The following is a 23,781-nucleotide window of genomic DNA, read 5'->3' as shown; positions in this document are numbered from 1 at the left end:
CGCCTGCGGGCGGGGCGGCGCCGCCGGTCCCGCCCGCTCGTCTGCAGTGTCGCGGGCCGGAGTGTCGGGGACCGGTCCTGATCGGGCGGGGTTTCGGGGTTTCGGTTTTGACGGGCGTGCGTTGTGGGGTCTTCGGACTGTCCTGCGGGTCTCGCTTGCGGAGCGGAAGCAGGGGGCTCTGCCCCCATTCCGGACATGCGTCCGGAATCCCCCCGGAGTTTATCCGGCAAGATGAAGGGCGAAGCCTCGCCCGGAGGAGGAGAGCATGGCACTGAAGAAGACGGCGGCGCAGCTTGTGGCGGAAGCGCGGGCGCGCATTTCCGAGGTCGGAACCGCGGAGGCGATCGCCGCGCTCGGGGATCCGGATCTGGTGATCGTCGACATCCGCGACATCCGCGAGCGCCAGCGCAGCGGCGTGATTCCCGGCTCGGTGCACGCGCCGCGCGGCATGATCGAGTTCTGGGTCGATCCCGACAGCCCCTATCACAAGCCGGTCTTCGCCCAGGAGGGCAAGCGCTACCTGTTCCATTGCGCCAGCGGCTGGCGCTCGGCGCTGACGGTGGCGGCGCTGCAGGAGATGGGCTTCGAGGCGGCCCACCTCCGCGACGGCTTCACCGACTGGGTGGCCCAGGGCGGCGCCGTCGAGCAGCTGCCACCCCGGGACTGAGTTTGCGACTGCGGCCCTAGCGGGCCTGCGCCGCCAGCACGGCGTAGAGCCTGCGCTCGTCGATGCCGGAGGCGGCGGCGAGGTCGGAGAGGCTCTGGTGTGGGTCTCCGGCGACGATTCCCGACCCTTCGAGCGCCTGCATCAGCTGGTCCGGCGTTTCGCCCAGCACCGCGGCGACGCTGTCCACCGTGCCTTCGATCATCAGGCCGGCGACGGCGAACTGCGCCGGGCGGCCGCCCTGCCCCGCGGTGCCGGCGCTGCCGGTGAGCCCGCCGAGCGGCAGGACGAAGAGCAGCGCCGCGGCGAGCGAGGCCAGCATGGCGATGGCGAAGGCCGGGCGGCGCAGATAGCAGCGCAGCGGCCGCCAGTTTTTCCACAGGTGCAGCGCGAAGGGCAGGATGAGCAGCAGGCTCAGCCATTCGTGCATCGCGTGGAACCACGTCGGATTCCAGTGGAAGAAAAGCGCGATCCCCGAGACGAGGGACACGAGGAAGATCCCCGTCAGCAGCGGGGTGGCGTAACGGTTGAGAACGGATGGCATGGCAAACACCTGGCTTTCTTGAAGGTCGCGTCGCCCCGCATCGGTGCCCGGGCGGCGCTCTCATGGACTTGAACGCGGTGTCATTCCGGCCCCGTCGAAAGAATTCGCAGAAAGGTGAGATTTTCCCCTTGCAGACCGGCGCGGGAGACTCTAAATCGCCTCCACCATCAAGGACGCGGGCGTAGCTCAGGGGTAGAGCATTACCTTGCCAAGGTAAGGGTCGTGAGTTCGAATCTCATCGCCCGCTCCAGATGGACCCTTCGACGGCAGCGCCGTCGTAAACGGATGCGGGCGTAGCTCAGGGGTAGAGCATTACCTTGCCAAGGTAAGGGTCGTGAGTTCGAATCTCATCGCCCGCTCCAATTTGCCGGTTTTCCGGTCAGCAGACATCATCACCCGATACGGGACCGGACCACCAGACGGGTCGGGACCGGCGCGGGCCTTCGGGCCGTTTCCAGGCGTCACCCCACGACAACGGTCGCGGGGTGTTTTCGCGTGCCTTCCCCTCGGGCAATGTGCCATCGTCGCGAGGCCCCATGCGGGGCGGAATACTTGAGCAAGTTTATAAGGTATTGCACTTTTCCGCCCGCTGTGGTGACTCTTTCGGCGTTCGTCCTGTCCTGCCAGCGAATTGCCCGCGGGGCACTGCCAGCGGATCATGTCATTTACCACCCTTCCAAGGAGGTGACGGTGCCCCGTGCCATCCCCCGCCCTTCCCTGTCCGCCCTGCTTGTCGCAGCGCTGGCGCTGCTGCCGGCTGCTCTCTCTGCGCAGGATGCCGAGACGGGTTCGCTGACCATTGAACTTAACGCCCAGGAGCAGGTCGAGGCCGGCTGCAAGCTCAGCTTCCTTGCCAGGAACGGCGCCGGTGGCGACATCGCCAAGGCGGTCTACGAGACCGTCCTCTTCGACGCCAACGGCCAGGTCGAGCGGCTGACCCTCTTCGATTTCGGCACCCTGCCCGCGGGCAAGCCGCGGCTGCGCCAGTTCGTGGTACCCGGCGCGCAATGCGACGCGCTCGGCCAGATCCTCATCAACGGTGCGAGCACCTGCGAGGCGGGGGCACTCGGCGCCGATGCCTGTACCCGCGGCCTGACCCTGAGCAGCCGCACCGACGTGGAGATGCTGGGATGATCGACAGCCTCAAATCCCTCGTGATCCGCATCGCGGATCTTGGCGGCCCGGTCGTGCTGCTGCTCATCGTGCTGTCGGTGCTGACGCTGGCTGTGGTGCTCTACAAGCTCTGGCAGTTCCAGGCGGCCGGCGTCGGGCGTCACAAGGCGCTGCGTCTCGCGGTCGAGGCCTGGGACAAGGGCGACCGTGGCACCGCCGCGGGCGAACTCGCGCATTCCAGGAGCTACCTCAAGCCAGTGATCGCGCTGGCCTTCACCGGGCGCTGCGACGCGGGCCGGCTCGAGGCCGAGGCCGAGACCCGTTTCGCCCGGCTCGAGAGCGGCTTTCGGTTCCTCGATTCGGTGGCGCAGCTGTCGCCGCTGCTGGGTCTCTTCGGCACCGTCCTCGGCATGATCTCGGCCTTCCAGGCGCTGCAGGACGCGGGCAGCCAGGTCGATCCGTCGATCCTTGCCGGCGGCATCTGGGTGGCGCTGCTGACCACCGCCGTGGGCCTTGCGGTCGCCATGCCGACCTCGCTGATCCTGAGCTGGTTCGAGAGCCGCATGGAGGCCGAGCGCGTGCTCGCCGAGAGGTGCATCCGCAGCGCCCTCTCGCCCTCGGGCGGCCAGGCCGCTGCCCTGCGCGCCGCCGACGGGGCCCCGGCCCATGCGTAAGGTCCGGCGCAGGCGCAAGCTGTCGATGACGTCGCTGATCGACGTCATCTTCCTGCTCCTGCTCTTCTTCATGCTGAGCTCGACCTTCAGCAAGTTCGCCGAGGTCGAGCTGACCGCCGGCGGTGCCGGGGCGGCGACCAGTTCGACGGCGCGGCCGCTGTTCCTGCAGCTCGGGCCCGAGACGGCGCGGCTCAACAGCGCCGAGCTGGCGCTCGAGGCGCTGCCCGAGGCGCTGGCCGAGCGCCGCGCCGGAGCCGAAGACGAGGAGCCGCAGCCGCTCATCGTGTCGCTGCAGCCGGGGGTGAGCGCCCAGCGGCTGACCGACCTGCTGGTGGTGCTGCGCGGCGTACCGGGCTTCGCCCTGGCCATCCTGGGAGCATCGTGATGCGCGCGAGACCGCCCAAACCCGAACGCGAGAACACCATCGCGCTGATCAACATCGTGTTCCTGATGCTGATCTTCTTCCTGGTGGCGGGCACGCTGGCGCAGCCCATCGACAGCGCGCTGAAGCTGGTGAACACCAGCGACCTCGAGTCCACCTCGCCCCCGGCCGACGCGCTGGTGGTGCATCCCGACGGGCGCATGAGCCTTGCCGGGCAGGACATCGCCACGCCCGAGGCCTTTCTCGAGGCGCGCGGCGAAGAGGGGCTGGCCGTGGTGCGGCTGATCCCCGACCGAGAGCTGCCCGCCGAGGATCTTGTCGCACTGGCCCGCGCCCTGCGCAGCGGCGGTGCCGAGCGCGTCGTCATCGTCAGTGAAAGGGGGCTGGAATGATCGCGCAATCGCGAATGCGCAAGGTGCTGGCGCTGCTGCTGGCCTTCAGCGCCCATGGCGCGCTGGCGCTGGCCCTGATGCCCGACGGTCCGCCGGTCGAGATCGAAGGCTCGGACGGGGCCGCCGAGGCGCGGCTGGGCTCGAGCTTTGCCGACATGGCCGCGGGCACGCTCTCGGCCGAGACGCCGGAAGAGACGACCGAGGTGGAGCCCGTCGAAGAGGCGGCGCTGACCCCGGTGGAGCCGGTGGACCCCACGCCCGCCGAGCCGGTGGAAACGGTGCAGCCCGAGCCGGCCCGGCCGGTGACGCCGCAGCAGGCGGAGCCGGTGCCCGAGACGCCGCTCACCGCCGAGGCGCCGCTGCCGGTGCCGGACGCGCCCGCCGAGGACGCCATCGTGGCGCTGGCCCCGCCCGAGGAAACTGCCGAGGTCGAACCGCCCGAGGAGCTGACCCCGCCGCCGCCCGAGGAAACCCTCGAGGCCGAGGAGGAAGAGACGCCCGAGCCGACGACCAAAGCGCTGGCAAGCTCGCCGCGCCCGGTCGAGCGGCCCGAGAACCTCGCCAGGACCAGGCCGGAGCCCGAGCCCCGGCCGGAACCGCAGCGCCAGACCCGCACCACGCAGGCCAAACCCGAGCGCCGGCAACCGCAGGCCGCGCCTCAGGGCAACGCCGAGCGCAATGCCAATGCCGGGCAGGAAGCGGGCAGCGAGACCGCGACGGCGACCCGCAGCGGCGCCGGCGGGCGCTCGCAGCAGGCGGGCAATGCCGCGGCGAGCAACTACCCGGGCCAGGTGATGCGCAAGCTCTCGCGGGTGCCGCGGCCGTCTTTGAACGTGCGCGGCGCCACGGTGGTGGCATTCCGGATCGGCACCAACGGCGGGCTCGCCGGGGCGTCGGTGGCGCGCAGCTCGGGCTCGTCGGCGCTCGACAGCGCGGCGCTGCGGGTGGTGCAGCGCGCCGCCCCCTTCCCGGCCCCGCCGGCAGGGGCGCAACGCAGCTTCTCGGTGCAGATCAAGGCCCGCTGACGGCCCTGCCCCGAGCAGCCCTCACGACCGAAAAAGGCGCGCCCCGGCGCGCCTTTTTCGTGTCTGCGGGTTGGAGCTTCGCGGTGTCTGCGGGTTGGAGCTTCGCGGTGTCTGTGGGTTGGAGCTTCGCGGTGTCTGTGGGTCGAATCCTGGCCTGTGTCTGCGGGGCTAAGCTTTGCGGTCACTGCGGGGCGGACCCTTGCTGTCTCTGTAGCGCCGAGCGTTGCAGTCTTTCCGTGTCAGAGCGGCGTCGCGCCTGGGGGCCGAACGTCGCCGCTTCACCGGGTCAGAGCCTTGCTCTGTGTCCGGGCCATAGCTTTGCCGCGCTCCGGGGCGGAGCCTTGCTGCGTCGCCAGACCCGAGCGTCGCCGTATTTGCATCCCGGCGCGATGTCGTGTGACTGGGTCGGAGCAGGACCATATCCCTATATCGGAGCGATGTCCGGGCTCCGGGGCGGAGCTCGGACATCGCTCCGATATAGGGGGTGTCGCGCCGGTCAGTCGTGCAGTGCCGTGCCCCTTCGGTGGTCGGGTCACTCGTCATCGCCCGCCCAGCAGTCCGAACGGCCAGTCTCGCCAGACGCCGCTGTCGACCCCGGGGGCCATCTTCCGGCGCCCCCTCGCGCACTACCGCTCCCGCACCCGCGGGGAATTCCAATACCGCACCTCGCGCGGCCTCTCACGTCATCCCGCAGGCCGGCTCCCCACCCACCTCGCACACTTCCCCCTCCGACCCCCCGCCATCACGCGCCGCTTCTCCCTCCGGACATGAAAAAGGCGCCCCCCGCGTTCTGCGGGGAGCGCCTTCCTCGGTCGCCGTCGTGAGGGAACCCGACGGGTTCAGAAGACCTTTGTGATGCCCAGCTTGTAGGTCCGGCCCGGCGCCTTGCGGGACGACAGGTTGCCCGTGTAGTCGAGGTCGAAGGCATTCTCGAGGCCGAACCGCACTTCGGTGCCCTCGAGTGCCCCGTTCTGGGGCTTCCACGTGGCACGCAGGTTGTGCACCGTGTAATCCGGCAGATCCTCGAGCAGAGCATCGCGCGCATCCGCCGTATGACGCACCTCCCAGCTGGTGTCGAGCCACTCTCCCCACTTGCGACCAAGCGTCAGGCCGACGGTGGTGGCAGGCTGGTTCCGCCAGTCGGTATCCGGCACGCCGTCGGCATATTCCGTGCCCTGCCCGGTCGAGCCCTGCAGGTCGAAATAGACACCGTTGGAAAGCCCGTAGGAGGCCTCGATCTCGAAGCCCTCGGTCTCGATGCGGCTCAGGTTCTCGGTAGTCGAGCCCGAGGCGCTGTAGCTGGTCACGTCCCACATCTTCGTGCTGTAGTAGTTGCCGCGCACCGAGAAATTGTCGCCCGCAGACAGCACGTCGGTGCCGGCCCAGGAGGCGCCGATCTCCCAGGTCTCGGCCTTTTCGGTGGTGCTCATGCGCCAGTCGTTGATTGCGGCGGAACCGAGATCGTCGATGATCGGCAGGCCCTCGGTGTAGGCATAACTTCCGAAGACCGAGAGCCCGTTGTCGAACTCATAGGCGAGCGCCAGCCCGCCCATCAGCGCGTCGTTTTCGTAGTCGCCGTAATTCTCGGCGCTCTCGACCTTTGATTTCTCCCAGCGCAGCGCCGGGGTGATGGTGAACCCGCCCGCGGTCATCTCGTCGATGACGAAGAGCGCCACGCGGTTGTCCTCGCCGCCCGGGGCGCTGGAGGCGTCGTTGTCCTTGCGCACCCGGCGCGAGACCTCGGCCCCGGTGCGCAGCGAATGCGCCACCCCGCCGGTCAGGAAGCGCGCCTCGTTCTTCACCACGAGCTTTGTGGTCTCGTAGCGCTGCTTGGCGTTGACCGTCGCCTCGAGGAACGGCCAGGTCGGCGTGACCTCGAGCGGCGAGGAGCCCGGCACGTAGCTGTAGTCGATCTTCTGGTCGGCATAGGAGAGCGTCGCGGTCAGGTCGACGAGGTCGCTGACCGGGTTGTAGCCGTATTGCAGCGTCGCCTGCTGGGTCTCGGTGGTGCGGTCGACGTTGCCGAAGCTGCCGGCGGTGGTCGAGAAGGTGTCATAGGGCACGTCCTTCTCGTCCGCCGTGGTGCGCGAGAACGACAGGCTGATCGAGTGGTCGTCGTCCTGCCCGAAGGTGTACTTGCCCTTGGCGAGCCACGACGGCGTCTCGAACTCGCTGTTGCCGATCACGTCGCCGTCGCCGTCGATCTGGTCGTCCTGCTGGCGCCAGGTGTAGTTGAGAAGGAACTCCGCCCGGTCGTCGGGCTGCCATGCCAGCGTGGTCGAGCTGGTGGCCCCGGCGGTGTTCGAGCTGAACTCGAGCGTCTGGCCGATGCGCAAACCGGGCACACCGCCGGTGAAATCCGAGGCGTCCTTGGTCTCGAGCCGGACGACGCCGCCGACGATGCCCGAGCCGTATTCGAAGCTGCCGATGGTGCCGCGCAGCACCTCGACCTCGCGGAACAGCAGCGGGTCGGTGAAGAGCTGGGTGCCGATGCGGTAGAGCTCTTCCGAGCCAACCGAGGCGCCGTCGATCTGGATCGCGATCTTCTGATCGTTGCCGTAGGTCGAGTTGGCGCCATAGCCGCGGATGTTGATGCCCGAGCCCTGCGGTGTGGAGCCGTTGATCAGCGTCACGCTGGGGATGGTGTCGAGCAGCTCGGCGATGGTGCCGGCCTGCCGGTCGGCGATCTCCTCGGCGTCGATCGTGGTGCGCGACACGGCGCTGCCGAGGCTCAGGTCGCGCTTGCCCGGGGTCATCCAGAGCGTGCCGAGGAAGCCGCGCGAGACGGCGTCCTGCGAGCCGGTGCCGGCGGTGGTGCCTTCCTGCGCCACGGCAGGCAGGGCGGGGATGGCGCACAGCGCCACAAACAACGCGGTGGAGCCGCGCAGCATTTTGCGAGTCATGGGGTGTTGTCCCTCTGTCAGCGTTTTTCTTGATCGCTGGCCTGGGGCTGGCTGAAACCACGGTAAGGCGCATTTCCGCAGCACCTTCGGGTTTGATACTTGCAGCCGGTACATTATCTTAGTAAAACAGTCAACAAGGACTTGCCAGCCGTCACAAGCGCCAGCCGTCGTTCTTTCCTCACATGCTGAAGAACCGGACAGGTGTCATGACAACCCGCACGCCCACCCCGAACGAGATTCGCGCCGCCCTCACCGAGGCCGGTGCCGCCCGCAGCCGCGACCTCGCGGACCGCCTGAAGATCTCCGAAGCCCAGCTTCTCGCCGCCCAGACCGGGCATGGCGTGATCCGCATCACCGCCCATCCCGACGTCGTCATCCACGCCGCCGAGCGCATGGGCGAGGTCATGGCGCTGACCCGGGTCGAGGCCGCGGTGCACGAGAAGGTCGGCACCTACGCCAACTACCACCCCGGACCGCATGCCGCGATGGTGCTGGCTGACGAGATCGACCTGCGGATCTTCCCCAAACACTGGGTGCACGGCTTCATGGTCGAGCACGAGGGCGAGCACGGCCTCCGCCGCAGCCTGCAGGTGTTCGACGCCGCCGGCGACGCGGTGCACAAGATCCACCTCCGCGCCGGGTCCGACCTTGCCGCATGGGTCGCCGCCAGGGAGGCGCTGGCCACCGGCGAGACCGCGGACACGCTCGACGTCGCCCCGCGCGAACCGGTCGAGGCGCCGAAGTCCGACCCTGCAAAGCTCGACATCCTGCGCAAGGAATGGGCGCGGCTGACCGACACCCACCAGTTCCTGCGGCTGTGCTCGAAGCTGCGGATGAACCGGCTCGGCGCCTACCGCATCGCCGGCGCGCCCTTTGCCCGGCGGCTCGATCCGGGCTGCGTCGATCAGATGCTCGAGACCGTACGCGACCGCGAGACCGCGATCATGCTCTTCGTCGGCAACCGCGGCTGCATCCAGATCCACTCGGGCCCGATCCGCACGCTGCGCCCGATGGGGCCGTGGCAGAACGTCATGGACCCGGGCTTCAACCTGCACCTGCGCCGCGACAAGGTGGCCGAGCTCTGGGCGGTCGAGAAACCCACGCAACGCGGCGCCGCGGTCTCGGTCGAGGCCTTCGACGCCGAAGGCGGGCTGATCTTCCAGTGCTTCGGCGTCGGCAAGGACGGCAACGACCACCGCCCGGCGTGGCGCGAGATCGTGGACGCCCTGCCCTCGGCCGAGGAGGTCACCGCATGAACCGCCGCTCCGTCCTGGCCCTTACCCTCTCCTCCGCCGCCTATCTCGCGCTCGGCGGGCTCGGCGCGGCGATCCTGCCCGCACAGGCCGCGCGCGGCGAGGCCGACACGCTCGCCATCGGCGGCTCGGTGACCGAGATCGTCTATGCGCTCGGCCAGCAGCACCGGCTGATCGCCCGCGACACCACCTCGACCTTCCCGCCCGAGGCTCAGGCCCTTCCGGACGTCGGCTACATGCGCGCGCTCTCGCCCGAGGGCGTGCTCTCGGTCAGTCCCGACCTGATTCTCTCCGAGGAAGGCGCCGGCCCGCCCGAGACGCTCGGGGTGCTGGAAGAGGCCGCCATCCCCTTCATCACCGTGCCCGGCGGCTTCGACGCCGAAAGCGTCGCCGCCAAGATCCGCGCCGTGGGCGACGCGCTCGAAGTGCCGGACGAGGCCGAGGCGCTGGCCCGGCAGGTCACCGGGCAGATCGAGACCGCCAAGGCCCGCGCGCAGGAACACGGCGGTGCCCCCAAGCGCGTGCTCTTCGTGCTCTCGGCGCAGGGCGGCCGGCTGATGGGCGCGGGCGACGACACCGGCGCCGCGGCGATCATCGCCATGGCGGGCGGCGTCAACGCGCTCGAGGGCGTGACCGGCTACAAGCCGCTTTCGGACGAGGCCGCCGCCGCCGCCGCCCCCGACGTGATCCTGATGATGGACCGCGGCGGCGACCATGGCGCCAGCGCCGAAGAACTCTTCGCCCTGCCCGCGCTGGCGGTGACCCCGGCGGCGGAGAGCCGGTCGCTGGTCCAGATGGACGGGCTCAAGCTGCTGGGCTTCGGCCCCCGCACCGGCGCGGCGGTGAGCGAACTTGCCGCCGCGCTCTACGGGTCCTGAGCCGTGGTCGCTCTCACCGATCCGACCCTCGCCACCCCCGCGCCGCCCGACAGGCTGAGCCGGGCCCGGCGCCTGCACGGGCTGCTGGCGCTGCTGCTCGTGGTCGTGGCGCTGACGAGCCTCACCGTGGGCGCCACCGGCGTGCAACTCTGGGACGTCGCGGGAAAGCTCCTGCGCGGCGACGAACTCAGCGCCATGGAGCGCGTTGTGCTGCTGGACATCCGCCTGCCGCGCCTTGCCATGGGGCTCGCGGTGGGCGCGGCGCTGGCGGTCTCGGGCGCGGTGATGCAGGGGCTCTTCCGCAACCCGCTGGCCGATCCCGGCATCGTCGGGGTGAGCGCGGGCGCGGGGCTCGGCGCGATCCTCGCCATCGTGCTGGGCGGGCTGCTGCCGCCGGCACTGGCCGTCCTGCCGGGGCCCTACCTCGTGCCGGTCGCGGCCTTCCTCGGCGGCTGGGTCACCACGCTGCTGCTCTACCGCGTCGCGACCCGGCGCGGTCACACTTCGGTGGCGACGATGCTGCTTGCCGGCATCGCGCTTGGGGCACTGACCGGCGCGGTCTCGGGCGTGCTGGTCTACATGGCCGACGACGCGCAGCTGCGCGACCTCACCTTCTGGGGCCTCGGCTCGCTTGCCGGTGCGAGCTGGACCAAGCTCGCGGTGGCGCTGCCGGTGATCGCCGTCTCGCTCGCGGGCGCGGTGCTGCTGGGCCGCGCCCTGAACGCGCTGGCGCTCGGCGAGGCCACCGCCGCCCACATCGGCATCCCCGTGCAGCGCATGAAGCGGCTCTCCATCCTCTGCGTCGCCGCCGCCACCGGCGCCGCCGTGGCGGTCTCGGGTGGCATCGGCTTCATCGGCATCGTGGTGCCGCACCTGCTGCGCCTCGCCTCCGGCCCCGACCACCGGGCGCTGCTGATCAACGCGGCGCTTCTGGGCGCCGCGCTGCTGCTGGTGGCGGACATGATCAGCCGCGTCGTCGTGGCCCCGGCGGAGCTGCCCATCGGCATCGTCACCGCGGTGCTGGGCGCGCCGGTCTTCCTGTGGATCCTGCTCCGGCAGCGCGGCGTGGTGGACCTCTGATGGTGCACGCGCACGACATCACCGTCCGGCTCGGCCGCACCGAGGTCCTGCACCGCGTCGACTTCGACGCCGCGCCCGGCAAGGTCACCGCCATCTGCGGCCCCAACGGTTCGGGCAAGACCACGCTGCTCAAGGCCCTGACCGGCGACCTGCCGCACGGCGGGCGGATCACGCTCAACGGCCACGATCTCGACGGGCTGGCCCCGTGGGAGCTGGCGGCGATCCGGGGCGTGCTGCCGCAGGCTTCGGCGCTGGCCTTCCCCTTCACCGTGCTCGAGGTGGTCGAGATCGGGCTCTCGCGCGGCCGCGCCGGCCACGACCGCCGCGCCGCGCTGCAGGCGCTGGCCCGGGTCGACCTCGGCCACCATGCCGGACGCCCCTACCAGTCGCTCTCGGGCGGCGAACAGCAACGCGCCCAGCTCGCCCGCGTGCTGGCGCAGGTCGGCGCCGCCGCCGACGAGGACGGGCCGCGCTGGCTCTTCCTCGACGAGCCGGTCTCGGCGCTCGACATCGCCCACCAGCTCGCGGTCATGCAGATCGCCCGCGATTTCGCCGATGACGGCGGCGGCGTGGTGACCGTGATGCACGACCTCAACCTCACCGCCATGTTCGCCGACCACGTGGCGCTTCTCTCCGGCGGACACGTGCTGGCCGCGGGGCCCGTCTCCGGGGTAATGTCCTCCGAGACTCTCTCCCGCGCCTACGGCTGCACGCTGCGCGTGGGCCTGGCGCCGCCGCCCGGCACGCCCTTCATCCTCCCCCACCCCGCCTCGCTCGCGGCGGAGTGACCCCAGAAAGGACCACAGATGTATCTCGCAATGAACCGCTTCACCGTCCCGCTCGAGAACGCCGCCGAGTTCGAGGAACTCTGGCTCGGCCGCGAAAGCAAGCTGCACGAGAACCCCGGCTTCGTGGAGTTCCATATGCTGAAGGGCCCCGAGGAGGACGGCACCATCCTCTACGCCTCGCACACCGTGTGGGAGAGCGAGGAGCACTTCCGCGACTGGACCCGCAGCGACAGCTTCCGCGCCGCCCATTCCCGCGCCGGCGAGACCCGCAAGCTGCACAGCGGCGCCCCCCGTTTCGAAGGCTTCCGGGCAATCCAGAAGATCACCCAGCCCGCATGACGAAAAAGGGGCAGGACGTCCCCCGGCGCCCTGCCCCTCAACCAATACGCCAGCACCTTCACCCCGAACCGGCCCCACCTCCCCGCACCCGGCACATGGCCCCGGCGCCCCACAACCCGCCGACACACCAGCCCGCGTGCGCCCCCTACACCCGGCCACGCTCCAAAGCCAAAAAACGCCCCGCCACCCGCGAGCCCCACAGCCCGAAATCAAAAAGCACGCGGCCAGACGCCCCAGCGCCGCGTCCGCCCTTCATCTTGCCCCTAAACTCCGGGGAGTGTGAGGGGCTGGCCCCTCACTCCCGCCCCCTCCACAAAGCGCCCCCGGCAAGGTCCCCAAGGTCACCCCCGCAACAGCGCCCCAAATGCGCGGGGCCAATTGGCCGGATCCGCGTTGGGTGCAGCGCCTTGATGGCGTAGTACCCCCGCGTGATGTGATCCATGTTGACCGTCGCCCGCACCCCGGGCCGCGCGAGGATGCGCGCCATGCAGGCCGAGATCCGCGGGTTGAGCGCGTCGATCCCGGCGGCAAGGTCCTCGGGGCAGAGCCGCAGGTCCGAGGGCACCAGCCCCTCGAAGGCGGTGTCGAACATGCGCAGGATGTCAGCGCTTTCGTTGTTGACCATCACGTCGCGCTTCATGTCCCAAAGCACCGGCACCGTGGCGCGGCCGGTGAACTGCCTGTCGGCGCGGGTGTAGAGCTCGTGCAGGTAGGCGGCCCAGTGCAGCGGATCTTCCCCGGCGCCCGGGTGGCCGCAGAATTCCCAGCCCTGCGCGCCCGGTGCGGGGTTCACCACGGCAGCCGGGATGATCTCCTCGAGCCCCTTCAGGGCGCGGGCCATCAGCGTGCGCGACGCCCGGGGGCAGGTTCAGGCGATGCCGGTAGCGCCCGGCCTCGGCGGGAAAGCCGCCCTCACCGGTGAGTGGCCCGGCGCCCCGTCCCGGGTGATCCGGTTGCGGAAGGACGAGTCCTGGCGCACGAAGCGGCCCTTCTCTTCGGCCTTCTGCACCGGTTGCCAGTCCGTCGTCGATATACCTGTCACGAGCATGTCGGGGGCCTTCCCGGTCCTTGTATCTCAGTAGTAGACGAAGCTGCGCATCGAGACCGATCCCAGGTCGATGCTGTCGTTCATGAAGATCAGCCGGTCCTTCGCATCGGCCGCCCCGGCGACGGTGAGCGCCGGCAGGTAGTGGTCGAAGCTCGGGTGCGCCATATTGAAGAGCCGGCCCATGCCGGCGCGGTCGCTGAGCGCGGCGATGTCGCCCTGCCCCAGCCGGTCGGCGAAGAACGTGTCGAACTCCTCGGCCCAGTCATGGGCGGGCCCGCCGCCCCAGCGCACTTCGCGCAGGTTGTGCACCACGTTGCCGGATCCCAGGATCAGCACGCCGCGACTGCGCAGGCCGCGCAGCGCCTCGCCGATGGCCACGTGTTCCGGCAGGTCGGCACGCATGTCGATCGAGAGCTGGAACACCCGCACGTCGGCCCCCGGATAGAGGAACTTCAGCACCGACCAGGCGCCGTGATCGAGCCCCCAGGTGTCGTCGCCCTCGGCGTGGTGGCTGGCGAGGATCGACACCACCTCGGCGGCGAGCCCGGGCGCGCCGGGCGCCGGGTACTGCTGCTGGAACAGCTCCTGCGGGAAGCCGTAGAAATCGTGGATCGTCTCGGGGCGCGCGGTCACGCTGACCAGCGTCGAGCCCCTGGTCATCCAGTGCGCCGAGACCACGAGGATCGCCTGCGGGCGCGGCAGCGTCTGGCCGAGCCTGGCCCAGCTGCGCGCGTAGGGGTTGTCCTCGATGGCGTTCATCGGGCTGCCGTGGCCAAGGAAGACCACCGGCATGCGGTCCGAGGCCTTCAGGCCGTCTTTCAGTTTCTGCAGTTGTTGCGAGATGCTCATGGCGGATCTCCCCTGGAATGGGTTGCGTCGGGCGCGGCGCCATGCCGATCATGCGGCACGGCGGCACCCGTTAATAGGTGCGGGCGCTCAGCCGCGCTTGAGCGGCCAGAACGCGAGCGCGCCGTCGCCGAGCAGGGCGAGCGCGGCCATCACGGCGGCCCACATCACCGGGTATTCCCAGCCGCCGCCGGCGTTCGAGAAGCCGAAGCCGTTGCTCCAGTGGGCGGTGATCGCGGCGCCCAGCAGCACCGGGACGGCGACCAGCGCCACGAGGCGGGTGGCGACGCCGAGGATCAGCGCCGCGCCGCCCACGATCTCGAAGAGCATGGTGGCAAGGCCGAGCCAGCCCGGCAGGCCGAGGCTCTCGAAAAAGCCCATGGTGCCGGCGGGGGTGAAGACGAAGAGCTTGGTAAGCCCGTGCGTCACGAAAAGCGCGCCGGTGCAGACGCGGAGCAGGAGCGCGGCATAGGGCGCGGATTTCACGTCGATCATGGTGGTGGTCCTTCGGTCAGGTCCGGCACCGGCGCGTCGTGGCGTCCCCGGTGGCGGTGTGTGTTTTGATAGGCCCAAGATGCGCCTTGCGGGAAAGGAATGAAATGGAGATGATGTGGAATGACAATCCACATTTCGTTCGTAATGATCGCATGGACATGATCGACGGCCTGCGCGCCTTCGTCGCCACCGCCGAGACCGGCTCGTTCACCGGCGCCGCCGAGCGGCTGGGGATCTCGAACCGGCTGACCTCGAAATACGTGGCCGAGCTCGAGCGGCGGCTGGGCGTGCGGCTGCTGCAGCGCACCACGCGCAAGGTGGGCGTCACCGCCTCGGGCGAGGCGCTGCTGGCGCGGGCGCCCGCGCTGCTGGACGAACTCGACGAGATGCTGGCCGAGGTGACCGAGGACGGGCGCGGCTTCACCGGCACGCTCAGGGTCTCGGCGCCGGTCACATTCGGCGAGAAATACGTCAAGGACCTGCTGTCGCGCTTCGCCGCACCGCACCCGGAGCTGACCATCGACCTGCGGCTCAGCGATGCCTATGTCGACCTTGCCGCCGATGGCATCGACCTGGGCTTCCGCATCGGCGAGCCCGCGCTGTCGTCGCTGAAGCGCCGCAAGCTCGGTGCCATCCGCTCGCGGCTGGTGGCGAGTCCCGACTACCTCGCCCGCCACCCCGCGCCCGCCACGCCCGAGGATCTTGCAAGCCATCTCTGCATCGTCGACACCAACCGCTCCGACCCCGCCCGCTGGCGCTTTCTGCGCGACGGCGACACCACCACGGTGCGGGTGCCGACGCGCTTCATGGTGAACAGCGCGCAGGTGGCGCGCGATCTGGCGGTGGCGGGCGACGGCGTGGCCTATTGCCCGGTCTTCGTGCTGGGCGATGATATCGAGGCCGGCCGGCTGGTGCCCCTGCTGCCCGGCTACGACAGCCCCGCCCGCCCCATCGCCGCGGTCTGGCTCGAGGGCCGGACGCTGCCGCGCAAGACCCGGGCGCTCATCGACTTCGCGGTCGAGGACATGCGCAGCTCCGGCATGGCCTGACAGACGCGCGCACCGGCGCCCGCCCGCCCATGCCGCGGCCCCCCATGGCGCGAGCGCGCACGAGCCCCTAGATGTGCAAGACCACGCGACTAGATGTGCAAGACTCACCCGACGCGCCGGGTCACGATCGCGGTGCCCGACCCAGGAATGAGGCCGCGGAAAGCGTTTCCGGTCCGTCCCCAAACGCTCTAGAGAGATGTGCTGAAGCTCTACAGGATCCCCATGAAGAAACCCGACCTCCTGATCCACATCGGCCACGGCAAGACCGGCTCGAGCTCGATCCAGCACGCGCTCGTGGCCAACCGCAAGATGCTCGAGGCGGCAGGCGTCGTCGTGGGCGAGGCCGAGCGCCACGCCAACCACCAGCAGATCTTCGCCCACCTGAGCCGCCTGCCCAAGGGCAACATGCCGGGCTACGTGAACGCCGCGCGCGAGCAGAAGAAGGCCGAGGAAGCCGGTGCCGATCTCTGGGCCCGGCTCGAAGAGCGCATCGCCAAGCGTTCGCCCTCGCTGGTGGTGCTGAGCTGCGAGAACCAGTTCCGCCCCTTCACCGACGCCGCCTTCGCCCGCATGAACGGTATCCTGAAGCCGCAATTCGCCAACATCCGGGTGATGGCCTACCTGCGCGCGCCCGCCTCCTACTTCCTGTCCGCCGCACAGCAGGACCTGAAGAAGCGCCCCGAGTTCGAGCTGCCCTCGGCCAGCCGCTTCCGCGACGTGCTCGAGCCCTGGGCCTCGAAGGGCCCGGGCGAGGTAATCTGCCGCCGCTACGCGCGCGAGGCGCTGACCGGCGGCGACGTGGTGACCGACTTCATCACGCACTTCCTGCCGATGACCGATCCCGGGGCCTTCGACCGTCGCAGCTACGCCGAGAACGAGACCGCGAGCCCCGAGGCCATGGAGATCCTGCAGCAGTATTTCCGCGGCACGCAGAAATCCCCGCATCGTCACTACGACCGCCGCCCGCAGCGCTACAAGTGGCTGGTGCGCACCGCCGACGCCGCCGTGCCCGGCCAGTCGAAGCCGGTGCTCCGCAACGGGCTGCACGAGGTGATCGAGGCGCGCTGCACCGATCTCGACTGGCTGGCGGAGACCCACGGTATCTCCTTCCCCGAGATCGACGCCACCGCCATGCCCCGCGACGAGGCCGAGCGCCGCCACGCCGCACTGCGCGACGTGCGCGATGTCTGCACCGTGGATGCCACCCGCAAGAAGGCGGTTCTGGACGAGATCGCGCGCCGCGCGGCAGACGAGACCTCGCCGATGATGCGGCTGCGCCGCGCACTGGGTTTCCGCTGATGCTGTCGTACCAGAGTTCGAAAACTCGATAGGATACAGCTTCTTAGCCTCTCACGTTTCAACGAACAAAGCGAGAACGGATCGTGAATCTTGAAACGTTCGCAGCATCCTATTGAGCAGCTATACCGCAGCGACGACCAACGAAGCGAGTGGGCTGACCGTGAGCAGCAGGACCAGCACCAGCCAGAAGATGAACCGGTTGTAGACCGGCGTGTGCTGGTAACAGGCACCGCATTCGCGGCGCCCGAAGCGGAGTTTGTGACTACAGTGTTTGCAGTGGAAGTATCTCTGTTGATCGAGCCGCATAGTGGTCGAGCACCTGTTCTTTGGTTACCGAAAAATCACAAAACGCGGCATGAGCCGCTGGCGGCTTGAAACAATAGACCCAAAGATGACGCAAGGTCATCTTGACTGATTTTGTGAGTTTTCCCGGGACCGCAGCTGCCGCCAGTACGCTATCGCAGAAGACTGCCTAAAAGCGCACCAGGCTCCCCCGCCCCCATGGCTCCACCCGAACCGCACCTCTTCGGGCCGCCCGCCCCCCACAGGCCGAGCATGGCAGCCGCGCCAGCGCCGCATCCGAGAGCGTTCAGCCGGTAGGGTCCACAGCCCCCGGCGGGAGGTCCGGCAGGTGCTGGGTCACCTCGTGACCGCAGCTTCGCTCCGAATTGCGCGAGTGAAAGAGGCCTATTTGCACGCATGAATTGTGTGTTAACCTAGCATCAAGATTGATTCAGTGATTACTGAGGGAAGTCTATGACCCAGCGGTTCCACTTCAGGCGTGCGCTTCGAGAAGGCGCTGCCCTCCTGTTCATCACGTCTGCTTCAACGGTCAGCGCGCAAGATGCGCCCCGGGGCGGCTCGGTCCTGCCGCTGCCGCCGGCACCATTCAACGGGGTCATCACCAAGACCTTCGAAGGCTCGACGCAGGATTATCCGCAGCCGGTGACACCGCCCGAAGGGGCGCCCAACGTCCTGGTCGTGCTGATCGACGACCTTGGGTTCGGCCAGCCAGGCACATTCGGGGGGCCGGTTCCGACCCCGGCGATGGATGCCCTTGCAGAAGATGGCCTGCGTTATACGCGGTTCCACACCACCGCAATCTGCTCGCCGACGCGGGCGGCCCTGCTGACCGGGCGCAATCATCATCAAAGCGGTTTTGGCACGATCACCGAGCTCTCCACCGGCTATCCCGGCTACGACAGCATCTGGCCGCGCTCTACCGCGACCATCGCGGAGATCCTCAAGGATCACGGCTATTCGACCTCGGCTTTCGGCAAGTGGCACAATACGCCGGATTGGGAGACCTCTCCCATGGGGCCATTTGATCACTGGCCCACCGGGCTGGGCTTTGAATACTGGTACGGTTTCCAGGGCGGTGAGACCAGCCAGTGGGATCCGCAGCTGTTCCGCAACACGATTCCTGTGGAGCCGGAGACCACCCCGGAGCAAGGCTACAACCTCAACGTCGATCTGGTGGATGACGCGGTCGCTTGGCTCGATCGCCAGCAGTCCATCGCGCCCGACAAGCCCTACTTCATGTATTTTGCGCCGGGCGCGGTGCATGCCCCGCTGCATGTCAGCCAGGAATGGATCGACAAGTTCGCCGGCCAGTTCGACCAGGGCTGGGACGCGGTCCGCGAAGAGACACTGGCCCGGCAGAAGGATATCGGCGTCGTCCCCGAGGATACGGACCTCACGCCGCGACCGGAGGAGATCCGGGCCTGGGACGCCCTGGACGCAGATGCACAAAAACTCTTCAGCAAGCACCAGGAGGTCTTTGCCGGCTTCCTGGCGCAGACCGATTATGAAATCGGGCGCCTCATCGAGAAGGTCCGCACCATGCCCGGTGCCGACAATACGCTGATCATCCTCATTGCGGGCGACAACGGCCCGAGCGCCGAGGGCAGCATCACCGGCACTCTGAACAATATGATGACCCAGAACGGCGTACCCGACACGGTCGAAGCGCAGCTGCCCGTGATGGACGAGATCGGCGGCCCGCTACATGAAAATCACTACCCTGTGGGCTGGGCCTGGGCAGGTTCGTCGCCGTTCCAGTGGATGAAGCGCGTGCCCTCGCATTTCGGGGGGACCCGAAATGGCATGGTCATCAGCTGGCCCGCGCAGATCACCGACACCGGTGGCATCCGGACGCAGTTCCATCACGTCGTGGACATCGCCCCGACGATCCTCGAAGCGGTGGGCATTCCCGAGCCCGAAGTGGTCAACGGCACCGAGCAGACGCCCATGGCAGGCGTGAGCATGGACTACACCTTTGCCGACGCCGAGGCCCCCGGGACACGGCACACGCAGTACTTCGAGACCGGAGGGCATCGCGCGCTCTATCATGATGGCTGGGTCGCCGCGTCGTTCCACGGCGCACCCTGGGAGCTGACCGGCTCGGTCGGTTTCGACAACAACACCTGGGAGCTCTACAACATCGAGGAAGATTTCTCTGAGGCACATGACGTTGCCGCCGAGAACCCCGAGAAGCTCGCCGAGCTTCAGGCGATGTTCGACGAAGAGGCCCAGAAGTTCCAGGTCTACCCGCTCGACGATCGCTTCTCTGATCGCGCAAGAAACCCCGAACGCCCGTCCGTGACCCGCGGTCGCAACGTCTTCACCTATGCGCCGGGCACGGTCCGCATACCCGAAGGCAGCGCGGCTCCGGCCTATCAGCGCTCCCATACGATCACCGCCGAAATCGAGGTGCCCGAGGGAGGCGCAAGCGGCGTGATGATCGCGAACGGTGGGTCAGCGGCCGGATACACGCTGTATCTCGAGGACGGGGTGCCGGTCTATGAGTTCAACTTTTTCGGCAAGGAGCTCTACCGGGTTGCGGGAGAGACGCCGCTGGAAGCAGGTGAGCACACCGTGACGATGATCTATGAACAGCTTCCTTTTGAGGCCGGGAAGGAGGTTACAGGCGGCACGGCGACGCTTCTCGTGGACGGTGCCGAGGTTGCAACCGGAAACGTGGAGAAGGTCGTGCCGTCCCGCTACTCCGCAACAGAGACGCTGGACATTGGAATGGACCTCGGTGCAACGGTCACTCCCGCCTACAGGGAAGCTGCGCCATTCGCATTCACCGGCACGATCAAGCAGGTAACCGTCGAACTGCAGTAGGTCACATTCGGGCCGCGGCGGGACGGGCAACCGGCCTGTCGCGCTCCTGCCTGTGAGTTCCGCGCGTAGCGCGGGACAGGGCAAGAGGACATCCTTGCTGCGCCACAGAAATTATTCGGGAGAACGCGTTCTCGCCAATGAGGAGTTTGGGCTCACTCCCGACCTTTCCTGCATGTGGCGCGAACGACGGCTTTTCCTTGGTAAAGGCGAAATGGGTCAGCGACCTGACAGTAAAGTCGCTTTTGTCTGACACCTGACAGCGCGCCAGCCAGTAGTCGTTTTCGACCCGGATCTGCACCACGTCCTCGCGATCCGTGCGGATCATCGCGGCGCCGGTCGCCGGGTCGAAACGCTTCTCGCCGGTCACGACCTCGCAGAAGTCGCCCGGCACGGCACAGCTACTCAGTAATGCCACGCAGCAAATCATCATCGCTTTCACGGCGGATCTCCTTTTCGATCTTGGTGCGCTCGCGGCAGGCCTCGAGGTTCGCGGCCTCGTCGCAGCCGCCGCGGATGAGCCAGCCCGCGAAGCCGCAGACCAGCGCGAAGCCGGTGAAGAACAGGATGGTCTTCGCCACGTCCGGGATGCCGAACCAGAATCGGCCCATCAGCCCATCCTCGCGCTGCGGGATGCCACCATGAGCGAGCTCATGCGCCGATCAGGCACTTGGCCTGCTCCTCTGCACGGCGGTTCACCAACCCGCGGATCACGCGGCCACCGGCCTTGTTCCACCAGGTCAGCGCCTCGCAGCCGCCGCGGATGTCCCCGGCGTTCAGGCGCCTGGTCGCCGTGCTCTTCCCTGCCCCGGCCACCCCGACGTTGTAGGCGAGCGAGGTGTACGCCGCGTCCCGCGTTGGCGGCATCCGCCGCGCCAGCGTCTCGGGTGACATGTACCGGTGCAGGCCGGAGCGATAGACGAGGATCCGGCGGCCGAGCATGGCCGCGCACTCGTCCGCGCTGTAGCGGTCCCCCGCCTTCACGCCGACGGTCTCGCCATAACACACGGTCCAGACCGGCGGGCTCGCGATGGTGTCGAGGTAGGCCTCGGTCCTGAGCCCCTCCCACTTCGAGACCAGCGGAATCGCCTCCTGGAGGAAGAGCTGTTCCGGCCCTGCCTGCGAGAGCCGCGGGACATTGGCGGGCCGGTGCGGGCGCTCGCCGGTCAGGAAGACGCCTCCCCCCGCGATGATCGCCGCCAGAAGGACGACGTAGAGCGGGCTCCTGAGCGTGGTCCGGTCGATGCCCTGATCTTTCAGGCGGCCCCAGATCCCGTAGACGAGGAAGGCGACGCCGAGCCAAAACCAGAGGTGCGGGTTCGTATCGAGGGCGAGGAAGTAATAGAGCGCTTCCGGCAGCAGCAGGAAGACGAGGCTCAGGTAGAAGGCCCACATGCTGTGGCTCTTCTTCGCGACGTCGCGCCAGTTGGCGATAAGCTTCATTGAGATTCTCCCATGAAAAAGCCCCGCACGAGGCGGGGCGGTCAGAGACGGGACGCTGTTTCGGCAGCGTCGACTAAAGAAATGTAATTCTCGGTTTCAGATTTCGTGTATACTCAGGGTTGCGGGCGCAGCGCGGCCACCACTCACGATGTCTCGCCCGACCACACTTATTTCGCTGCGCCCGTTATTTGCCGCGCCACCCCCAGGCCGAGATAGGCCAAGGCCAGCTGACACAACTTGCAGGGTTGCGCCGGAGCCCGTGATCGCTTGAAGTCGACGAGCGGGTTCAGCCAGGCGCTGAAGCCGCCAACCCTTCGGCGCCAAGTTCCCTATCTAGTGGCTGCGCCCGTCCCTCACCCGGCAGACAAGAGCTGATAGGCCAACGTGTCCGTGCGGTCCTGGACGGTGGTCGTGCCGTTCTCGGTCGGGCACTGGTAGGTCAGCGTCAGGTAGACCGTGATCCGCCCGGGCCGGAGGATGGCCGGAGGGATCATCTCGATGCGCAGCGTCTGCGTGTCGTCGCTGAGCTGCCGGGGCGCACGTCCCGCGTTCAGCCGCTGCCCCGGCGTCGGGATGTTGAGCTCGTCAGTAAATATCGGCGTCCAGTCGGTGAGGCGACAGTCGACCCCGAGCTTCGTGCGCGCCGCCACCATGGTCATCACCACGTTGTCGCCCTGCTTCACCGGCTCGCGGATGTAGCTCTGGCCCTGAATCTGCCGGATGACCCGGTCCTCGCCATTGGCCCGCGCCACATCCTGCTGCAGCTCGGAGACGGTGACCTCGAGGCGCGCGAAGCGGTCCACGAAGTCGCCTATCATCAGGTAGCCCTCGCGCAGCGGCCCGAAGGTCATCCCCCATATCAAGCTGGTGGCGCCGAAGATGGCAGCGATGGCGCCCATGATCTTTCCCAGTTCGATCACCCGGCCGCTTCTGGACTTCGGGAACTCGTCGCCGGTCATGTTTCTGTCTCCCATTTCCACCCCGGTCTGTACTGTTCAAACTCGTGATTTGCCGGGCACGTCGAACGCACCAGATCGTGCTCTGCCACAGGGGGCTCACCCTTTGTGCGCCCTGTGGCGGCCACCGGCATGCGCAAGCCCGTGCAGAACCGGTGGCCTCATCTTCAGTGAAGTCCGGACCAGCGCTGGCGCCTTACCCCAGCAGGGTGACGCCCCATTTCGCGGCGAGGGCCTCGTGCACGATCTGGCGCCGCAGGGCGTTCTCCGCCGCCTGCATCGCCCAGTCGAAGACGATGACGTCGCCGATCTTGCCGTCGAACTGCTGGAAGCCCGAGGCCGCGTGGTTGCCGAGCTGCAGCGTGCGGTTGGTCAGCGCCGCGGGGCCGCTCTGCACGGTGCTGCCGATCAGCCCGTTGGCGTAGACCGCCAGCGTGTTTGCCGCCGCGTCGAAGCTCAGCGCGCAGAGATGCGTTGCCCCGGCGGTGATGCGCCCGGGAACCGTCTGCGGAATCCCCGCACCGCCGCCGTGGTAGCCCGCCAGAGCGCCGTTCGAGTTGACGTCGAGCCGCGCCCAGGTGCCGCTGCCCGCGACCCCGCCGAACAGCGACCGGGCGCCGGAGAGCGCGTCGGGCTGCGCCGCGAGGATCACCGAGTAGCTCGCGCCGAGCGGCAGAATGTTCACGTTGCCACCGCTGTCGATGTTGATGAGGTCCAGCGCGTCGTTGGCGCCGTCGTAGTCATAGGCCGCGAGACCACCCAACGTCGTGGCGGTCGGGCTCTCGCCCGTGGTCGCAGCGTTGAAGCGGTGGTTGCGCGAGACCAGCTCCTTGAGCGAGAGCGGCGCGATGCTCTCGGCCACCTGCCCCGGGTCGAGGTAGGCCAGCAGCCCGCCCACCGAGGCGATCTTCGAGAGCGTGGAATTGATGGTGACCGGCGAGGCCGAGGGGCGCGCCATCGTGGCGGCGCCGAGCTGGGTGTATCGGGTGATCGTCATGGCGGATCCTCAGGTGATCGGAAGGGTGAAGGCGGGGCAGTAGCGGTGCGCCGGCGCGCCGGAGGAGATCGTGCCAGCCCGGCTGTCGCGCAGGCAGCCGCGCGGACCGGAGGTCGGCCCGCCCGAGGCGCTGTCCACGCCGGAGAGCGCGTAGTCGACGCGGGGGTTGGCGACCAGCTCGGCCTCCATCACCAGCCCCATCTCGCGAGCCTCCTGCATCATCGCGCGCATGCCGTCCTCGCCGCGCGCCAGCAGCTCGACGAAGCGCTCGCCGCCGGTGCCGCCGAAGATCTCGTCGGCCACCCGGATCTGCGCGGCGCGGTCGAGATCCTCCATGCGCCCGATGATCTCGAGCAGCAGCGCCTCGGGCGCCTCGAGCTTGCGCTCGAGACCCGCCGCCCCGAGCCCGATCCGCGCGAAGGCCTCCGCCGCCGGCCCCTTGCCGGTGACGATGAACTCGTCGGCACGCAGGTTCAGCTCCTTCATG

Annotated in this window: 25 protein-coding genes, 2 tRNA genes and 2 pseudogenes; 17 read left to right on the top strand and 12 right to left on the bottom strand. The window is 68.5% G+C overall.

Annotated features, from left to right (window positions below):
• Window positions 1-265 precede the first annotated feature (265 nt).
• Window positions 266-667, top strand: a complete 402-nt coding sequence (locus tag BLQ77_RS17965; protein ID WP_089961712.1) for a rhodanese-like domain-containing protein — start codon at window positions 266-268, stop codon at window positions 665-667.
• 16 nt (window positions 668-683) lie between these two features.
• On the opposite strand, the gene BLQ77_RS17960 is transcribed toward BLQ77_RS17965, so the two are convergent.
• A complete protein-coding gene (locus BLQ77_RS17960; RefSeq protein WP_165617145.1) occupies window positions 684-1,208 on the bottom strand; it encodes a DUF4405 domain-containing protein in 525 nt (174 codons plus the stop codon).
• Window positions 1,209-1,383: 175 nt separating this feature from the next.
• Between BLQ77_RS17960 and BLQ77_RS17955 the strand changes: the two genes are divergently transcribed.
• The 7 genes from BLQ77_RS17955 to BLQ77_RS17925 all read left to right on the top strand — a co-directional run bounded on the left by BLQ77_RS17955 (window position 1,384) and on the right by BLQ77_RS17925 (window position 4,794).
• A tRNA-Gly gene (locus tag BLQ77_RS17955) sits at window positions 1,384-1,458 on the top strand.
• A gap of 37 nt (window positions 1,459-1,495) precedes the next feature.
• Window positions 1,496-1,570, top strand: a tRNA-Gly gene (locus tag BLQ77_RS17950).
• Window positions 1,571-1,898: 328 nt separating this feature from the next.
• Complete coding sequence (locus BLQ77_RS17945) at window positions 1,899-2,342, top strand: hypothetical protein (protein WP_089961708.1); 444 nt, start codon at window positions 1,899-1,901, stop codon at window positions 2,340-2,342.
• On the top strand, window positions 2,339-2,995 hold the full coding sequence (locus BLQ77_RS17940; protein ID WP_008886333.1) for a MotA/TolQ/ExbB proton channel family protein: 657 nt from the start codon (window positions 2,339-2,341) through the stop codon (window positions 2,993-2,995). The genes BLQ77_RS17945 and BLQ77_RS17940 overlap by 4 nt, the downstream gene beginning before the upstream one ends.
• Window positions 2,988-3,380 carry a biopolymer transporter ExbD gene (locus BLQ77_RS17935; RefSeq protein WP_278184709.1) on the top strand — a complete coding sequence of 131 codons (393 nt, stop codon included), beginning with the start codon at window positions 2,988-2,990 and terminating at the stop codon, window positions 3,378-3,380. The genes BLQ77_RS17940 and BLQ77_RS17935 overlap by 8 nt, the downstream gene beginning before the upstream one ends.
• Window positions 3,380-3,769 (top strand): ExbD/TolR family protein, encoded by a 390-nt coding sequence (locus BLQ77_RS17930; RefSeq protein ID WP_089961705.1) that lies wholly within the window; start codon window positions 3,380-3,382, stop codon window positions 3,767-3,769. The genes BLQ77_RS17935 and BLQ77_RS17930 overlap by 1 nt, the downstream gene beginning before the upstream one ends.
• Complete coding sequence (locus BLQ77_RS17925; protein WP_089961702.1) at window positions 3,766-4,794, top strand: energy transducer TonB; 1,029 nt, start codon at window positions 3,766-3,768, stop codon at window positions 4,792-4,794. Before BLQ77_RS17930 ends, BLQ77_RS17925 begins: the two co-directional genes overlap by 4 nt.
• Before the next feature lie 839 nt (window positions 4,795-5,633).
• Here BLQ77_RS17925 and BLQ77_RS17920 read toward each other — a convergent pair.
• The gene (locus tag BLQ77_RS17920; protein ID WP_089961699.1) at window positions 5,634-7,697 is read right to left on the bottom strand and encodes a TonB-dependent receptor domain-containing protein; all 2,064 of its coding nucleotides are present in this window, start codon (window positions 7,695-7,697) and stop codon (window positions 5,634-5,636) included.
• 206 nt (window positions 7,698-7,903) lie between these two features.
• Between BLQ77_RS17920 and BLQ77_RS17915 the strand changes: the two genes are divergently transcribed.
• From BLQ77_RS17915 to hmuQ, 5 genes are read left to right on the top strand one after another with little or no spacing between them, the layout of a single operon-like run.
• On the top strand, window positions 7,904-8,953 hold the full coding sequence (locus BLQ77_RS17915; RefSeq protein ID WP_089961696.1) for a hemin-degrading factor: 1,050 nt from the start codon (window positions 7,904-7,906) through the stop codon (window positions 8,951-8,953).
• A complete protein-coding gene (locus BLQ77_RS17910; protein ID WP_089961693.1) occupies window positions 8,950-9,828 on the top strand; it encodes a heme/hemin ABC transporter substrate-binding protein in 879 nt (292 codons plus the stop codon). Before BLQ77_RS17915 ends, BLQ77_RS17910 begins: the two co-directional genes overlap by 4 nt.
• A 3-nt stretch (window positions 9,829-9,831) precedes the next feature.
• Window positions 9,832-10,908: a FecCD family ABC transporter permease gene (locus BLQ77_RS17905; RefSeq protein WP_089961691.1), complete on the top strand. Its 1,077-nt coding sequence runs from the start codon at window positions 9,832-9,834 to the stop codon at window positions 10,906-10,908.
• Complete coding sequence (locus BLQ77_RS17900) at window positions 10,908-11,696, top strand: heme ABC transporter ATP-binding protein (RefSeq protein ID WP_089961688.1); 789 nt, start codon at window positions 10,908-10,910, stop codon at window positions 11,694-11,696. Before BLQ77_RS17905 ends, BLQ77_RS17900 begins: the two co-directional genes overlap by 1 nt.
• An 18-nt stretch (window positions 11,697-11,714) precedes the next feature.
• A complete protein-coding gene (gene hmuQ / locus BLQ77_RS17895; protein WP_008884917.1) occupies window positions 11,715-12,035 on the top strand; it encodes a heme-degrading protein HmuQ in 321 nt (106 codons plus the stop codon).
• Window positions 12,036-12,330: 295 nt separating this feature from the next.
• Here the strand turns inward: hmuQ and BLQ77_RS17890 are convergent.
• From BLQ77_RS17890 to BLQ77_RS17880, 4 genes and pseudogenes are all read right to left on the bottom strand, one after another.
• A pseudogene (locus BLQ77_RS17890) lies at window positions 12,331-12,891 on the bottom strand (glutathione S-transferase family protein); the annotation flags it as partial.
• A gap of 12 nt (window positions 12,892-12,903) precedes the next feature.
• Complete coding sequence (locus BLQ77_RS29430) at window positions 12,904-13,083, bottom strand: hypothetical protein (protein WP_242661769.1); 180 nt, start codon at window positions 13,081-13,083, stop codon at window positions 12,904-12,906.
• A 27-nt stretch (window positions 13,084-13,110) separates the two neighbouring features.
• Window positions 13,111-13,932 carry a 4,5-DOPA-extradiol-dioxygenase gene (gene ygiD, locus BLQ77_RS17885; RefSeq protein WP_089961687.1) on the bottom strand — a complete coding sequence of 274 codons (822 nt, stop codon included), beginning with the start codon at window positions 13,930-13,932 and terminating at the stop codon, window positions 13,111-13,113.
• A gap of 87 nt (window positions 13,933-14,019) precedes the next feature.
• The gene (locus tag BLQ77_RS17880) at window positions 14,020-14,424 is read right to left on the bottom strand and encodes a DoxX family protein (protein ID WP_008884750.1); all 405 of its coding nucleotides are present in this window, start codon (window positions 14,422-14,424) and stop codon (window positions 14,020-14,022) included.
• A 152-nt stretch (window positions 14,425-14,576) separates the two neighbouring features.
• On the opposite strand from BLQ77_RS17880, the gene BLQ77_RS17875 reads away from it, so the two are divergent.
• The 4 genes from BLQ77_RS17875 to BLQ77_RS17860 all read left to right on the top strand — a co-directional run bounded on the left by BLQ77_RS17875 (window position 14,577) and on the right by BLQ77_RS17860 (window position 19,901).
• Window positions 14,577-15,473 carry a LysR family transcriptional regulator gene (locus tag BLQ77_RS17875; RefSeq protein WP_089961685.1) on the top strand — a complete coding sequence of 299 codons (897 nt, stop codon included), beginning with the start codon at window positions 14,577-14,579 and terminating at the stop codon, window positions 15,471-15,473.
• A gap of 222 nt (window positions 15,474-15,695) precedes the next feature.
• Window positions 15,696-16,772, top strand: a complete 1,077-nt coding sequence (locus BLQ77_RS17870) for a hypothetical protein (protein ID WP_089961683.1) — start codon at window positions 15,696-15,698, stop codon at window positions 16,770-16,772.
• A gap of 90 nt (window positions 16,773-16,862) precedes the next feature.
• Entirely contained in the window at window positions 16,863-17,147 is a 285-nt protein-coding gene (locus BLQ77_RS28465; protein ID WP_131822035.1) for a hypothetical protein, read from the top strand.
• A gap of 381 nt (window positions 17,148-17,528) precedes the next feature.
• Window positions 17,529-19,901 (top strand): arylsulfatase, encoded by a 2,373-nt coding sequence (locus BLQ77_RS17860; RefSeq protein WP_089961678.1) that lies wholly within the window; start codon window positions 17,529-17,531, stop codon window positions 19,899-19,901.
• Between the two features lies 1 nt (window position 19,902).
• Here the strand turns inward: BLQ77_RS17860 and BLQ77_RS17855 are convergent, their stop codons facing one another.
• From BLQ77_RS17855 to BLQ77_RS28850, 6 genes and pseudogenes are all read right to left on the bottom strand, one after another.
• Window positions 19,903-20,340, bottom strand: a complete 438-nt coding sequence (locus tag BLQ77_RS17855) for a hypothetical protein (protein ID WP_131822034.1) — start codon at window positions 20,338-20,340, stop codon at window positions 19,903-19,905.
• Entirely contained in the window at window positions 20,300-20,509 is a 210-nt protein-coding gene (locus tag BLQ77_RS17850) for a hypothetical protein (protein ID WP_089961672.1), read from the bottom strand. Before BLQ77_RS17850 ends, BLQ77_RS17855 begins: the two co-directional genes overlap by 41 nt.
• Before the next feature lie 40 nt (window positions 20,510-20,549).
• Window positions 20,550-21,341, bottom strand: coding sequence for a lysozyme (locus BLQ77_RS17845; protein WP_089961669.1), 792 nt, complete (start codon window positions 21,339-21,341; stop codon window positions 20,550-20,552).
• 353 nt (window positions 21,342-21,694) lie between these two features.
• Window positions 21,695-22,300 carry a hypothetical protein gene (locus BLQ77_RS17840; protein ID WP_089961668.1) on the bottom strand — a complete coding sequence of 202 codons (606 nt, stop codon included), beginning with the start codon at window positions 22,298-22,300 and terminating at the stop codon, window positions 21,695-21,697.
• A 193-nt stretch (window positions 22,301-22,493) separates the two neighbouring features.
• Window positions 22,494-23,294: a LamG-like jellyroll fold domain-containing protein gene (locus BLQ77_RS17835; protein WP_089961666.1), complete on the bottom strand. Its 801-nt coding sequence runs from the start codon at window positions 23,292-23,294 to the stop codon at window positions 22,494-22,496.
• A 9-nt stretch (window positions 23,295-23,303) separates the two neighbouring features.
• A pseudogene (locus tag BLQ77_RS28850) lies at window positions 23,304-23,781 on the bottom strand (hypothetical protein); the annotation flags it as partial.

Origin of the sequence: Salipiger thiooxidans (assembly GCF_900102075.1) — a bacterium.
Taxonomy (GTDB): domain Bacteria; phylum Pseudomonadota; class Alphaproteobacteria; order Rhodobacterales; family Rhodobacteraceae; genus Salipiger; species Salipiger thiooxidans.
The sequence above is the reverse complement of the archived record's forward strand: the minus strand, read 5'-3'. Positions and strand labels throughout refer to the sequence as shown.